Genomic DNA, 14,353 nt, shown 5'->3' on the forward strand with positions numbered 1-14,353 from the left:
GACCCTCCTGCTCCGCATGATCGGGGCGGGAGACGCTTCGAACGAGGGGACATCGTGGACGAGAGCGGCGGGAGCGGGCAGCCGCGGTCCGGTACCGATGAAGCGGCCGAGCGCCACGAGGGGCCGCAGGCCTCCACGGGCCCGGCCGTGGACGCCACGCGCCCCGGACCGGACCCTCGCGAGCGCCCCACCGGGCCCGCGCCCACGGCCCCGGGTGATCCCGAGCCCCAGTCCGACGCCGACGCCTCGGCCCAGGACCGGCCGGGCGGCGAAGCAGCCCCTGACATCTCGGCCGAGCCCGAGACGCCCCAGGGCCCTCCGGGCGAGTCCCGGTCCGAAATCGGTGCCGACGAAACCACCGACACCGGTGCCGACGAAACAACCGACACCGGTGCTGCCGCAAACACCGACATCGGTGCCGCCGACCACTCCTTTGCGAAGACCGGCACCCGGCCCACGGAAACCGACTCGGCCGACCCCGCCGCGTCCAACCGGACCCTGGCCCAGTCCGGTTCCGGCAAGGGCCGGCCGCCGCGCCGCGGCAAGGAGCCCGGTGGCGGGCTGCTCATGGGGCGGCCCTTCGGCGTACCGGTGTATGTCGCGCCGAGCTGGTTCCTCGTGGCCGCGCTGATCACCTGGGTGTTCGGCGGCCAGCTGGACCGCGTGCTGCCGGACCTCGGCGCCGCGCGTTACCTGGTGTCCCTCTTCTTCGCCGTCGTCTTCTACGCCTCCGTGCTCGTCCACGAGCTCGCCCACACCGTCGCCGCCCTGCGCTTCAAACTGCCGGTGCGCCGGATCCAGCTGCAGTTCTTCGGCGGGGTCTCGGAGATCGAGAAGGAGGCCGAGACACCGGGCCGGGAGTTCGTGCTGGCCTTCGTCGGCCCACTGCTCTCGCTCATCCTGTCCGGCCTTTTCTACGTGGCCATGCAGACCGTCGAACCGGGCACGGTCCCCGGCGTCCTGCTCGCCGGCCTGATGATCTCCAACCTCATCGTCGCCGCCTTCAACCTGCTGCCCGGACTGCCCCTGGACGGCGGCCGCATGCTCCGCGCCGTCGTCTGGAAGATCACCGGCAGGCCGATGAGCGGCACGATCGCCGCCGCCTGGGTCGGCCGCGCCCTCGCCGTCTCCGTACTGATCGGGCTGCCCCTGCTCACCCAGTCCGGAGTACTCGGCGACACCCCGGAAGACATCGGCGGCATGGACACCGTCACCGACGCCCTGCTCGCCGCCATCCTCGCCGCGATCATCTGGACCGGCGCCGGCAACAGCCTGCGGATGGCCCGGCTGCGCGAACACCTGCCGGAGCTGCGCGCCCGCTCGCTCACCCGGCGCGCGGTCCCGGTCGAGACCAACACCCCCCTCTCGGAAGCCCTGCGCCGCGCCAACGACGCCGGCGCCCGCGCCCTGGTCGTGGTCGACCCCGACGGCGAACCGCTCTCCCTGGTCCGCGAGGCCGCCATCGTCGGCGTACCGGAACACCGCCGCCCCTGGGTCGCCGTCAGCGGCCTCGCCCAGGACCTCACCGACGGCATGCGCGTCTCCGCCGAGCTCGCGGGCGAGGACCTCCTGGACGCCCTGCGCGCGACCCCGGCGACCGAATACCTGGTGGTGGAGGACTCGGGCGAGATCTACGGAGTCCTCTCGGCGGCAGACGTGGAGCGAGCCTTCGTCAAGGCGATGGCCCGCCCCTCCTGAACGGATCCGTCGCCCCCGGTGCCGTACCGCGCCCCGTAAGGGGCGCGGGGCTGTGACATCGAGCGGCTCCGCCGCGTGGGCGCGACCAGCCACGAATCACCCGCGGTTTCCGCACGCACCTCGATTGGTCAGCGCCCCGTGCGGGGACCGGTAGGCTGGTCACATGTCCGAACCGACCGGTGCCGCCCGCAGGCGCGGGCCCTTCAAGGTCGGGGACCAGGTTCAGCTGACCGACCCCAAGGGCCGCCACTACACGTTCACGCTCGAGGCCGGGAAGAACTTCCACACCCACAAGGGTTCCTTCCCCCACGACGAGCTGATCGGTGCTCCCGAGGGCAGCGTTGTCCGCACCACGGGGAACGTCGCCTATCTCGCGCTGCGCCCCCTGCTCCCCGACTACGTCCTGTCCATGCCCCGCGGCGCCGCCGTGGTCTACCCCAAGGACGCGGGGCAGATCCTGGCCTTCGCCGACATCTTCCCCGGCGCACGCGTCGTGGAAGCGGGCGTGGGCTCCGGCTCGCTCAGCAGCTTCCTGCTGCGCGCCATCGGCGACCAGGGCATGCTGCACTCCTACGAGCGCCGCGAGGACTTCGCCGAGATCGCCCAGCAGAACGTGGAGCGCTACTTCGGCGGCCCGCACCCCGCCTGGCAGCTCACCGTCGGCGACCTCCAGGACAACCTGAGCGACACCGACGTCGACCGCGTCATCCTCGACATGCTCGCCCCCTGGGAGTGCCTGGAGGCCGTCTCCAAGGCCCTCGTCCCCGGCGGCATCCTCTGCTGCTACGTGGCGACCACCACCCAGCTCGCGCGGACCGTGGAGTCCATCCGCGAGATCGGCTGCTTCAACGAGCCGACCTCCTGGGAGTCGATGATCCGCAACTGGCACGTCGAGGGCCTGGCCGTCCGCCCCGATCACCGGATGATCGGCCACACCGGCTTCCTGCTCACCGCCCGCCGCCTCGCGGACGGCGTCGAGCCGCCCATGCGCCGCCGCCGCCCCGCCAAGGGCGCGTACGGCGAGGACTACACCGGTCCGAACGCCGACGGCGGCTCCGGCCGCTGACGGACCCAACGCACCACGACTGTGGCCGAGTTCCCGGAATCGCCCGGGAACTCGGCCACAGCCCTTTTCCGTTGACGCGCCGCCAGAAGTCCGGACCCCGCCGTTCCACCACACTGTGACGTGTGGCACCATGCGGGACACCCCCACCGGCACAGCCCTCACAGGAGACGCTCCTAGTGCAGCAATCCGCCGTCCCGGAACTGGCACACACGCACACCAGCCCCATCCAGTGGGTCGCCACGGCCACCGCCATCGCGGGAGTCGTCGCGCTGTCCTCCGTCCTGCAGCCCGGCTCGGCGACGGCGGCCGCGTCGGGCCCCGAGACGAAGTCCGCGGCGGCCGCGATCGCTCCCGACCCCGCCGGTGTCGACTTCCCGATCGAGTGCGGGCCCACCAAGGTCCTCGTCCAGAAGAAGGCCTCCGGAGACCTCGACGGCGACGGCCGCCCGGAGACCGTGGCCGTCGTCCGCTGCGACGCGGGCTCGGGCACCCCGCCCAACGGCGTCTACGTCCTCACCCAGGCCGCGGGCGCGAAGAAGCCCCGCGTCGTGGCCACCCTGGTCGACCCCAAGGACCGCCTGAGCGTCACGGACTTCGCGCTGCGCGACGAAACCGTCACCGCCACGTTGCTCGGCTACTCCTCGACCGACGTACCGAGTTGCTGCCCGGACGTGAAGGACCGCGCCAAGTGGCAGTGGAAGAACGGCGCGTTCCTCCGCTCGACCCCGTCCGAGGCCCAGAGCGTGTGAGCACCTGACGAAGTCCGCGGCATACGAAAACACCCTCCGCCCGGCGGAGGGTGTGAGAAAGCAGACAGTCGGTGACGTGGGGTGCCCCTGGAGTCACTCCGCGTCAGGGCCGAAGACCTCGACCTTGTCCGAAACCCGACGCACATGGATGCAGTCGCCCGGGCACTCCTTCGCGGAGTCGGTCACATCGCGCAGAAGCGGAAGCGGTACGGGCGTTGTGGCACCCGGGACCTGCAGCAGCTCGTCGTCGGGGCTCTTCACATACGCCAGACCGTCGATGTCCAGCTCAAAGACCTCGGGCGCGTACTGGGCGCAGATTCCGTCGCCGGTACAGAGATCCTGATCGATCCAGACCTCAAGCGCCTCGCCGTCGACTGCGGCCTCCTGCTGCACGGTCATTTCTCCTGCCGTTTCCTGCGCCGAGCGATCCGCCATGCCAGCAAGTCGGGCCAGCTCTGACGGGTGTTGAACACTTCGACCCTACCTCCGTCCGCTTCCCAATCATGTTGGGTGGGTATTCCCCTGGCGTGAGGGAGAGCGCAAGGGTGAAGATCGGACACACCCCGACAGTCTTTGTGATCTAGGGGTTTCAATCGACACCCACCCAGGTAGGGTCTGGAAGCGTCCAGCTCCCCTTGGAGGAGGTGAGGACCGTGGCAGCCCACGACGACGACATGAACCGCGGCATCCGCCCGGGACGAGGGTCCGATGACCCCGCCGGGCAGATTGCCTACCTTGAGCAGGAGATCGCCGTCCTGCGACGCAAGCTCGCCGACTCTCCGCGGCACACGAGGATTCTCGAAGAGCGGATCGTCGAGCTGCAGACCAACCTGGCCGGCGTGTCCGCACAGAACGAGCGGCTCGCCAACACGCTCCGTGAGGCCCGCGACCAGATCGTGGCCCTCAAGGAAGAGGTCGACCGGCTCGCACAGCCGCCGGCAGGCTTCGGTGTCTTCCTCGTGGCGAACGAGGACGGCACGGCGGACATCTTCACCGGGGGCCGCAAGCTCCGGGTGAACGTCAGCCCCAGCGTGGAGCTCGAAGAGCTCAGGCGCGGCCAGGAAGTGATGCTCAACGAAGCCCTCAACGTGGTCGAGGCCATGGAATACGAGAGCGTCGGCGACATCGTCACCCTCAAGGAGATCCTCGAGGACGGCGAGCGCGCCCTCGTACAGGGGCACACTGACGAGGAACGGGTGGTCCGGCTCGCCGAGCCCCTCCTGGACGTCGTCATCCGACCCGGCGACGCCCTGCTTCTCGAACCCCGTTCCGGCTATGTCTACGAAGTCGTCCCGAAGAGCGAGGTCGAGGAACTCGTCCTCGAAGAGGTCCCGGACATCGGCTACGAGCAGATCGGCGGCCTGGGAAACCAGATCGAACTGATCCGCGACGCGGTCGAGCTCCCCTACCTCTACCCCGACCTCTTCAAGGAGCACGAACTGCGGCCGCCCAAGGGCGTCCTGCTGTACGGGCCCCCCGGATGCGGCAAGACGCTCATCGCCAAGGCCGTGGCCAACTCGCTGGCCAAGAAGGTCGCCGAGGTGACCGGACAGGCCACCGGCAAGAGCTTCTTCCTCAACATCAAGGGCCCCGAGCTCCTGAACAAGTACGTCGGCGAGACCGAGCGGCAGATCCGCCTCGTCTTCCAGCGTGCACGTGAGAAGGCCAGCGAGGGCACCCCCGTCATCGTCTTCTTCGACGAGATGGAATCCCTCTTCCGCACCCGTGGATCGGGCGTCAGCTCGGACGTGGAGAACACCATCGTCCCCCAGCTGCTCGCCGAGATCGACGGCGTGGAGGGCCTGGAGAACGTGGTCGTGATCGGCGCCTCGAACCGTGAGGACATGATCGACCCCGCGATCCTGCGCCCCGGACGTCTCGATGTGAAGATCAAGATCGAGCGCCCGGACGCCGAGGCCGCGAAGGACATCTTCGCGAAGTACCTCACCGAGCGCCTCCCCCTGCACTCCGACGACCTCGGAGAACACGGCGGGGACCGGTCGGCCACCGTCCACGGCATGATCCAGACCGCCGTGGAGCAGATGTACGCCGAATCCGAGGAGAACCGCTTCCTCGAGGTCACCTACGCCAACGGCGACAAGGAAGTCCTCTACTTCAAGGACTTCAACTCCGGCGCCATGATCGAGAACATCGTCGGCCGCGCCAAGAAGGCGGCCATCAAGGCCTTCCTCGAACAGAACCAGAAGGGCCTTCGGGTCTCCCACCTCCTCCAGGCCTGCGTGGACGAGTTCAAGGAGAACGAGGACCTGCCCAACACCACCAACCCGGACGACTGGGCCCGAATCTCCGGCAAGAAGGGCGAACGGATCGTCTACATCCGTACCCTCGTCACCGGAAAGCAGGGCGCGGACACCGGACGCTCCATCGACACGGTGGCGAACACCGGTCAGTACCTGTAAAAGACAGGGCGGCTGCGGGTGCCCTCAGCGGGTACCCGCAGCCGACTGTTTTCCGGGGCACGGCTGGAGCAGAGCAATGACGCAAATGATCTCCCCACCAGCGCTAAGGCGTTCTAGGCTCTTTCGTACCGCCGAGTCGCGCGTTGCGGGGACGGGCACCGCACACGCACCGGAGCACCAGCGGTACTTGAGCAGCGCCCCCGACCGAGGGCGCTGCCGGGCAAGGAGGGCCGCATGACCGTACGGCGAGTAATGGGCATCGAGACGGAATACGGGATCTCCGTCCCCGGCCACCCCAACGCCAATGCCATGCTCACCTCGTCCCAGATCGTCAACGCCTACGCGGCGGCGATGCACCGGGCGCGCCGCGCCCGCTGGGACTTCGAGGAGGAGAACCCGCTGCGGGACGCGCGAGGCTTCGACCTCGCCCGCGAGGCCGCCGACTCCAGCCAGCTCACCGACGAGGACATCGGCCTGGCCAATGTCATCCTCACCAACGGTGCGCGGCTGTACGTGGACCACGCACACCCGGAGTACAGCGCTCCCGAGGTCACCAACCCACTGGACGCCGTCCTGTGGGACAAGGCCGGCGAGCGCATCATGGCGGAGGCCGCGGAGCGCGCGGCCCAGCTCCCCGGCGCCCAGCCGATCCACCTCTACAAGAACAACACCGACAACAAGGGCGCCTCGTACGGCACGCACGAGAACTACCTGATGAAGCGGGAGACCCCCTTCTCGGACATCGTGCGCCACCTCACGCCGTTCTTCGTCTCACGCCAGGTCGTCACCGGAGCGGGCCGCGTCGGTATCGGCCAGGACGGACACGAACACGGCTTCCAGCTCAGCCAGCGCGCCGACTACTTCGAGGTCGAGGTGGGCCTGGAGACCACCCTGAAGCGCCCCATCATCAACACCCGCGACGAGCCGCACGCGGACGCCGAGAAGTACCGCAGGCTGCACGTGATCATCGGCGACGCCAACCTCTCCGAGATCTCGACCTATCTGAAGCTGGGCACGACGGCCCTGGTCCTGTCCATGATCGAGGACGGCTTCATCGCCGTGGACCTCGCCGTCGACCAGCCCGTACGCACCCTCCACCAGGTCTCGCACGACCCGACCCTCAAGCGCCTGGTCACGCTCCGCAGCGGACGCACACTCACCGCTGTGCAGTTGCAGATGGAGTACTTCGAGCTGTCGCGCAAGTACGTGGAGGAACGGTTCGGGGCCGACGCGGACGAGCAGACCAAGGACGTCCTGTTCCGCTGGGAAGACACCCTGAACCGCCTGGAGAACGACCCGATGAGCCTCTCCGGAGAGCTCGACTGGGTCGCCAAGCGGGAACTCATGGAGGGCTACCGACGCCGTGACGGCCTCGACTGGGACGCCGCCCGGCTGCACCTGGTCGACCTCCAGTACGCCGACGTACGCGCCGAGAAGGGCCTCTACAACCGCCTCGCGGCACGCGGCAAGATGAAGCGCCTGCTCGACGAGCAGGACGTCGAGCGGGCCCGCACCAAGCCGCCGGAGGACACGCGCGCGTACTTCCGCGGACGCTGCCTGGAGCAGTACGCGGACGACGTCGCGGCCGCCTCCTGGGACTCGGTGATCTTCGATCTGCCGGGCCGGGACTCGCTCCAGCGCGTCCCAACCCTGGAGCCGCTTCGCGGAACGCGTAATCACGTCAAGGAGCTCCTCGACCGCTGCCGTACGGCTGAGGACCTGGTCAGGGTCCTTTCGGGCGGCTGAGCGGGCACCTGTCCGGCACCCGCCGGACAGGGTGGAAAGTCCGGCGTACGGGAATCATCGAGGTGGCCCCCGTACGTTGTAGCAACTGCGGGGCCGATGTCGGACCCTGCTTGTAGGGTCTGATCAAGAACGTCGAACCGAGCGGGGTGAGGGTTATGGCGACCAAGGACACCGGCGGCGGACAGCAGAAGGCGACGCGCAACACCGAGGAGGTCGAGGAGACAGCGCAAGACGCGCAGGCCTCCGACGACCTCAAGGAGCGCCAGGAGAAGCTGAGCGACGATGTCGACTCGGTTCTGGATGAGATTGACGACGTACTCGAGGAGAACGCCGAGGACTTCGTTCGCTCATTTGTACAAAAAGGCGGTCAATAACGGGCATGCCGGGCCCGCTCGAAGTGAAGCGGTGCACCGGATGCGGCCGAGAACAGCCGCTTGCTTCGTTCGCTGCTGACAGGAACCGGCGTGACGGGTTGCAAGTGCGGTGCCGGGAGTGCGTGGCGGAATATTCGGCCGCGCGCTACCGGCAGCGCAGGGAAGCGCTCGGCAAGACGGTGCGCGAGAAGGTGGACATCCCTGCGGGGCACAAGCTGTGCCGAAGCTGCGGGGAGGTGAAGCCGCATCGCGATTGGCACCGCAATGCGTCGGCTTCGGATGGCCTATCGACCCGGTGCAAGGCATGTCGGGCCGCCAGAGGGCGAGGCGACCATCTGAAGCGCCAATACGGCATCACCGAAGCCGAGCGTGACGAGATGGTGGCCTCTCAAATGGGGCTCTGTGTGATCTGTTTGAAAGCTCCTGCCATTCATGTGGATCACTGCCACGAGACGGGTAGGGTCCGTGGCGTACTGTGCTTCAACTGCAATTCGGCCATCGGCAAGTTGGGAGATGATCCCGACGCTGTTCGTCGGGCTGCCGCCTACTTGGAAGGATCCTCGTGGAAGCCAACACTCGTAGCACCGGGCGTCTACCAGCTGCCTTCCTGACGCCCGGGTCGTCGTCCTTCATGGACTTCCTCTCCGAGCATCAGCCGGAGATGCTCCCGGGCAAGCGGCAGCTGCCGCCCGTCCAGGGCGTCATCGAGGCCCCGCACGGCACGACCATCGTCGCCGTCACGTTCCCCGGTGGTGTGGTCCTCGCCGGTGACCGGCGGGCCACCATGGGCAACATGATCGCGCAGCGCGACATCGAGAAGGTCTTCCCGGCCGACGAGTACTCGGCGGTGGGCATCGCCGGTACGGCGGGTCTGGCCGTCGAGATGGTGAAGCTGTTCCAGCTGGAGCTGGAGCACTTCGAGAAGGTGGAGGGTGCCCAACTCTCCCTGGAGGGCAAGGCGAACCGGCTCTCCACGATGATCCGTTCCAACCTCGGTATGGCCCTGCAGGGCCTGGCCGTGGTCCCGCTCTTCGCCGGATTCGACGTGGACCGTGGCAAGGGCCGCATCTTCTCCTACGACGTCACGGGCGGCCGCTCCGAGGAGCACGGCTACGCGGCCACGGGCTCCGGCTCGATCTTCGCGCGCGGCGCCATGAAGAAGCTGTACAGCGACGACCTGAACGAACAGCAGGCCACGACCCTCGTCATCCAGGCCCTGTACGACGCGGCCGACGACGACTCGGCGACGGGTGGCCCCGATGTCGCCCGCCGGATCTATCCGATCGTCACCGTGATCACCGAGGACGGCTTCCGCCGGCTTACCGACGAGGAGTCCTCCGAGATCGCCCGCGCGATCCTGGAGCGGCGCCTGGTGCAGCCCGACGGCCCGCGGGCCGCGCTGCTCTGAGCCCGGCCCCTCTTGCCCAGGTGACCCAGTGACTTCGACTGAAAGGGACGGATAACCGGTGTCGACGCCGTTCTATGTCTCACCCCAGCAGGCCATGGCCGATCGGGCCGAGTACGCCCGCAAGGGCATCGCCCGCGGCCGCAGCCTGGTCGTGCTGCAGTACGCCGACGGCATCGTGTTCGTCGGCGAGAACCCGTCCCGGGCGCTGCACAAGTTCAGCGAGATCTATGACCGGATCGGCTTCGCGGCCGCCGGCAAGTACAACGAGTACGAGAACCTTCGGATCGGTGGCGTGCGCTATGCCGATCTTCGGGGTTACACCTACGACCGTGACGACGTGACCGCTCGTGGTCTCGCCAACGTCTATGCCCAGACCCTGGGCACGATTTTCTCGTCGGCCGCCGAGAAGCCGTACGAGGTGGAGTTGGTGGTTGCCGAGGTGGGGGAGACCCCTGAGGGTGACCAGATTTATCGGCTGCCGCACGACGGGTCGATCGTGGATGAGCATGGGTCGGTCGCGGTCGGTGGTAACGCCGAGCAGATCAGTACCTATCTCGATCAGCGTCATGAGGACGGGATGTCGCTGGCGGGGGCGCTGAAGCTGGCGGTGCAGTCGCTGTCGCGGGAGCCGAACGGTGGTGAGCGGGAGATTCCCGCGGAGCGGCTGGAGGTCGCGGTGCTGGACCGTACGCGGCCGCAGCAGCGGAAGTTCAGGCGGATCGTGGGGCGTCAGCTTTCCCGGTTGCTGGAGGCCGGGGGCGCGGAGACCGCCACGGAGGCCGAGGACGGCGACGACGAGGAGTGACCTCGGCTTTGCCTTGCCCATCGCGCGCCCCGGCCGAATTGGTCGGGGCGCTCGGCGTTTTCGGGTGCTGTCGGCTGGCCTGTGCGGTGCGGTGGGGTTCGGCGGTGCGGTTCGTCGGTGGGGGCGGGGCCGTGCCGGTACGTCCAGCCCGTCGCCGGTGGGCATTGCTGCTTGCTGCCACAGCATGAACTTGGCCATAACCCCGTATGCGACGGGCTGGACGTACCGGCCCGGCCCCTTCGGTGCGTCGCCGGGTGCGCCGCCGGGTCGGTTGGGGTGGGTGGGGTCCCGTGCGTCGTCGGCTGCGGGTGCTTGGGGGGATCAGGTGGCGGGCTGGTGGGGTGGGGCTGTGGAGCCTCGTACGACCAGTTCTACCGGGATGTCGCCCTGTGGGGGTGTGCGGTCGTCGAGGACGGCCAGGAGGGCTTCCATGCCCTGTGCGCCGAAGCGTTCGGCGTCCAGGCGGACGGTGGTCAGTTCTGGGTCGATGGCTCGGGAGAGGGCGAGGTCGTCGAGGCCGGTGATGGAGAGGTCGTCGGGGATGTGGAGGCCGAGGCGGCGGGCCGCTTTGTAGGCGCCGGCCGCGAGTTTGTCGTCGTCGCAGACCAGGGCCGTGGGGCGGGGGCCGGGGGCGGCGAGCGCGGTTTCGGCGGCGTTGAGGGCGTCCTCGATGGTGATGGGGGCGCGGGTGGTGCGGAGGTCTGTGCCGGGGACCTCGGACAGGCGGGTGGCCAGTTCTCGGGCGCGTACCTCGAAGGTCCAGGAGGCGATGTCGGCCGCCAGGTGCAGGAAGCGGCGGTGGCCGAGGGCCAGGAGGTGTTCGGCGACCTGTCGTACGCCGTCCTTGATGTCGAGATTGACCGTGGCCGCGCCCAGGCTGCCTTCCGGGTCGCTGTCGAGCATGACCAGGGGGAGCTGGTCGCCGCGGATCGCCGTGAGGGCGTCGGCGGCCATGGAGGAGGCGATCACGCCGTCGAGGGCCGCTGCCGCCGAGCCGAAGGGGTTGCGGGCGGGGCCGATGCCCTCGGGGGAGGGGTAGAGGACCACGCCGAAGCCGTGTTCGGCCGCGACGCGGGCCGCGCCGGTGTAGACGCCCGCGAAGAATTCGGTGGTGAGCGCGGGGACCACCAGGAGGACCGTGCGGGTGCGGCCCAGGCGGAGGTTGCGGGCGGCCAGGTTCGGGCGGTAGCCGAGCTCCTGGGCGGCTTCCCGGACCCGCTGTGCCGTGGCCTCGGAGACCCGGCCGCGCCACTTGTCGCCCAGGACGAGTGAGACGGCGGCCTGGGAGACCCCGGCGGCCTGGGCGACGTCACGGCTCGTGGGGCGCGTACTACCTCGTGCCACCGTCGACCTGCTCCCTCGTATGGACTCACGGACAGCGCACATGGTACGTATGGAGAGCGGCGTTATACGTAAAACTTCCGACGTCGCGTGCTGACGGGAAGGGCTGGACATGGCTGCGGGGTACCTGGAGATCCTCAGGGCGAGGCACGCCACCCGGCTGCTCGTCGGCACCCTCGTGGGGCGGCTGCCGAACGCCACCGCCGCCATCGCCGTCGTGCTCTTCATCCGCGCCGAGGGCGGCACGTACAGCCTGGCGGGCGCGCTGGCCGCCGTGTACGGCGTGGCCAATGCCGTGGGGCAGCCGCTGCTGGGGCGCCTGGTGGACGTCTACGGGCAGCCGCGGGTGCAGCTGCCCGCCGCGCTCGTCTCGGCTCTCGGGATGAGCGTGTTCGCGTTCGCGGGCACGCAGACGCCGTCGCTCGCGTATGCCTCGATGGCCGTTGCCGGGCTCTTCACGCCACCCCTGGAGGGCGGTCTGCGGGCACTGTGGCCCTCTGTCCTGCGCAGGGAGGACCAGGTGCACACGGCGTACGCGATGGACGCCGTGGCGCAGGAAATCATGTTCACGGTGGGGCCGTTGCTGGTGACGCTGTGCGTGTCGCTCTGGTCCGCGCAGGCCGCGCTGCTCGTGCTGAATGCCATCGGCGTGCTGGGCGCCCTCTCCGTAGTCGTGTCGCCGCCCTCGCGCGCGTGGCGCTCGGCACCGCGTGAGGCGCACTGGCTCGGCGCGTTGCGCTCGTCCGGGCTGCTGGCCCTCCTTGCCGCCTTCCTGTTCGTCGGGATCGCCCTCGGTTCCATCACGGTCGCCGCGGTGTCGTACGCCGACGGCCACGGCGGGGACGCGGTGTACGGCTGGCTGATGGCGGGCATCGGTCTCGGCGCTCTCGTCGGCGGCGCGGTGTACGGCGTGCGGCAGTGGAGCGGCGCGCCGGAGCGGCGACTGCGGGTGCTCGTCGCCCTTCTGGCGGTGTGTTACCTGCCGCTGACGCTGGTGCCGGGCCCGGTCGCCATGACGGCGCTCACCACACTCGCCGGAGTGTTCCTGGCGCCCTGTATCGCCTGCGCGTTCGTCCTCGTCGACCGGCACGCGCCGCGCGGCACGGTCACCGAGGCGTTCTCCTGGCTTGTGACGACGTTCACCGTGGGCGCGTCGGTCGGAACGGGCCTCGCGGGCCCCGTAGTCGAGTGGGGCGGGGCGGTGTGGGGCTTCGCCCTACCGGGTGCCGCCGGGGCCGCCGCGCTGGTGGTTCTGCTGGCCACGGGGCGGGTCCTCGCAGCTACCGGGGACAGCGCGGTCGTTGCGGTCTCATCGGAAAATGATCCAAACCGTGCTGTCGAACCCCGTTTCAGCTCGGGGGATCGGGCGTAATGTTCAGTCATGGACCGCCGCATTTTCGGGCTGGAGAACGAGTACGGCGTCACGTGTACGTTCAGGGGACAGCGCCGCCTGTCTCCCGACGAGGTGGCGCGGTACCTCTTCCGCCGTGTCGTGTCATGGGGCCGCAGCAGCAATGTCTTTCTGCGGAACGGTGCCCGCCTCTATCTCGACGTGGGATCACATCCGGAATATGCGACACCCGAATGTGACAACGTGACGGAACTCGTCACCCACGACAAGGCCGGCGAGCGCATTCTCGAAGGACTCCTGGTGGACGCCGAACGACGCCTGCACGAGGAAGGAATCGCGGGCGACGTCTACCTGTTCAAGAACAACACCGACTCGGCAGGCAACTCCTACGGGTGCCATGAGAACTATCTGGTGGCCCGGCACGGGGAGTTCTCCCGACTCGCGGACATCCTCATTCCGTTCCTCGTCACGAGGCAGCTTCTGTGCGGTGCCGGCAAGGTGCTGCAGACCCCGCGCGGCGCCGTGTACTGCGTCAGCCAGCGCGCCGAGCACATCTGGGAGGGCGTCAGCTCCGCGACGACCCGCTCCCGGCCCATCATCAACACCCGCGACGAACCGCACGCCGACGCCGAGCGCTACCGCAGGCTGCACGTCATCGTCGGCGACTCGAACATGTCCGAGACGACCATGCTCCTCAAGGTCGGAGCCACCGACCTCGTCCTGCGCATGATCGAGGCGGGCACGGTGATGCGTGACCTCACCCTGGAGAACCCCATTCGGGCGATCCGCGAGGTCAGCCACGACATCACGGGCCGCCGCAAGGTGCGCCTGGCCAGTGGCCGCGAGGCCTCCGCGCTCGAAGTGCAGCGCGAGTACTACGAGAAGGCCGTGGACTTCTGCGAGCGCCGCGGAATCCGCACCGGCACCGTCGAGCAGGTCCTCGAACTGTGGGGCCGTGTGCTCGACTCGATCGAGGCCGAGGACCTCGACCGGATCGGTACCGAAATCGACTGGGTCATGAAGTACCAGCTCATCGAGCGGTACCGAGCCAAGCACAACATGACGATGTCCCACCCGAGGGTCGCGCAGATAGACCTCGCCTACCACGACATCCACCGTCGCCGAGGCCTGTACTACCTGTTGGAGAGGAAGGGACAAGCCGCCCGGATCTGCAACGACTTGAAGATCTTCGAGGGCAAGTCCGTGCCGCCCCAGACCACTCGGGCGCGGCTGCGTGGCGACTTCATCCGGCGCGCTCAGGAACAGCGCCGCGATTTCACCGTCGACTGGGTCCATCTGAAGCTGAACGACCAGGCACAGCGCACCGTGTTGTGCAAGGACCCGTTCCGTTCGGTCGACGACAGGGTGGAGAAGCTCATCGCGGGAATGTGATGC

At 68.7% G+C, this 14,353-nt stretch carries 13 protein-coding genes; 11 read left to right on the forward strand and 2 right to left on the reverse strand.

Translation table 11 applies throughout. The features are described from left to right. The first annotated feature begins 54 nt into the window (after positions 1 to 54). From OIC96_RS38745 to OIC96_RS38755, 3 genes are all read left to right on the forward strand, one after another. On the forward strand, positions 55 to 1,698 hold the full coding sequence (locus tag OIC96_RS38745) for a site-2 protease family protein (protein ID WP_330303351.1): 1,644 nt from the start codon (positions 55 to 57) through the stop codon (positions 1,696 to 1,698). Between the two features lie 163 nt (positions 1,699 to 1,861). Beyond that, entirely contained in the window at positions 1,862 to 2,764 is a 903-nt protein-coding gene (locus tag OIC96_RS38750) for a tRNA (adenine-N1)-methyltransferase (RefSeq protein WP_330303350.1), read from the forward strand. A gap of 176 nt (positions 2,765 to 2,940) precedes the next feature. After that, a complete protein-coding gene (locus OIC96_RS38755; RefSeq protein ID WP_330303349.1) occupies positions 2,941 to 3,513 on the forward strand; it encodes a hypothetical protein in 573 nt (190 codons plus the stop codon). Positions 3,514 to 3,606: 93 nt separating this feature from the next. On the opposite strand, the gene OIC96_RS38760 is transcribed toward OIC96_RS38755, so the two are convergent. Then, on the reverse strand, positions 3,607 to 3,912 hold the full coding sequence (locus OIC96_RS38760) for a ferredoxin (RefSeq protein ID WP_330303348.1): 306 nt from the start codon (positions 3,910 to 3,912) through the stop codon (positions 3,607 to 3,609). A 254-nt stretch (positions 3,913 to 4,166) separates the two neighbouring features. Between OIC96_RS38760 and arc the strand changes: the two genes are divergently transcribed. From arc to prcA, 6 genes are all read left to right on the forward strand, one after another. Continuing rightward, entirely contained in the window at positions 4,167 to 5,933 is a 1,767-nt protein-coding gene (gene arc, locus OIC96_RS38765; RefSeq protein WP_327427440.1) for a proteasome ATPase, read from the forward strand. A gap of 234 nt (positions 5,934 to 6,167) precedes the next feature. Next, a complete protein-coding gene (gene dop, locus OIC96_RS38770; RefSeq protein ID WP_406501418.1) occupies positions 6,168 to 7,679 on the forward strand; it encodes a depupylase/deamidase Dop in 1,512 nt (503 codons plus the stop codon). Between the two features lie 155 nt (positions 7,680 to 7,834). Beyond that, positions 7,835 to 8,053 carry a ubiquitin-like protein Pup gene (locus OIC96_RS38775; protein ID WP_330303347.1) on the forward strand — a complete coding sequence of 73 codons (219 nt, stop codon included), beginning with the start codon at positions 7,835 to 7,837 and terminating at the stop codon, positions 8,051 to 8,053. A 5-nt stretch (positions 8,054 to 8,058) separates the two neighbouring features. After that, the gene (locus tag OIC96_RS38780; RefSeq protein WP_330303346.1) at positions 8,059 to 8,664 is read left to right on the forward strand and encodes an endonuclease VII domain-containing protein; all 606 of its coding nucleotides are present in this window, start codon (positions 8,059 to 8,061) and stop codon (positions 8,662 to 8,664) included. After that, positions 8,616 to 9,461, forward strand: a complete 846-nt coding sequence (prcB, locus tag OIC96_RS38785; RefSeq protein ID WP_330303345.1) for a proteasome subunit beta — start codon at positions 8,616 to 8,618, stop codon at positions 9,459 to 9,461. The genes OIC96_RS38780 and prcB overlap by 49 nt, the downstream gene beginning before the upstream one ends. Before the next feature lie 58 nt (positions 9,462 to 9,519). Next, the gene (gene prcA, locus OIC96_RS38790) at positions 9,520 to 10,266 is read left to right on the forward strand and encodes a proteasome subunit alpha (RefSeq protein WP_330303344.1); all 747 of its coding nucleotides are present in this window, start codon (positions 9,520 to 9,522) and stop codon (positions 10,264 to 10,266) included. 321 nt (positions 10,267 to 10,587) lie between these two features. Here the strand turns inward: prcA and OIC96_RS38795 are convergent, their stop codons facing one another. Beyond that, positions 10,588 to 11,610 carry a LacI family DNA-binding transcriptional regulator gene (locus OIC96_RS38795; protein WP_330303343.1) on the reverse strand — a complete coding sequence of 341 codons (1,023 nt, stop codon included), beginning with the start codon at positions 11,608 to 11,610 and terminating at the stop codon, positions 10,588 to 10,590. A gap of 109 nt (positions 11,611 to 11,719) precedes the next feature. On the opposite strand from OIC96_RS38795, the gene OIC96_RS38800 reads away from it, so the two are divergent. Both OIC96_RS38800 and pafA read left to right on the forward strand, forming a co-directional pair. Continuing rightward, on the forward strand, positions 11,720 to 12,979 hold the full coding sequence (locus tag OIC96_RS38800) for an MFS transporter (protein ID WP_330303342.1): 1,260 nt from the start codon (positions 11,720 to 11,722) through the stop codon (positions 12,977 to 12,979). Between the two features lie 9 nt (positions 12,980 to 12,988). Beyond that, a complete protein-coding gene (gene pafA / locus OIC96_RS38805; protein WP_019066118.1) occupies positions 12,989 to 14,350 on the forward strand; it encodes a Pup--protein ligase in 1,362 nt (453 codons plus the stop codon). The last annotated feature ends 3 nt before the right edge of the window (positions 14,351 to 14,353 follow it).

This window comes from Streptomyces sp. NBC_00775 (genome assembly GCF_036347135.1).
In the GTDB taxonomy this organism is placed as follows: domain Bacteria; phylum Actinomycetota; class Actinomycetes; order Streptomycetales; family Streptomycetaceae; genus Streptomyces; species Streptomyces lutosisoli.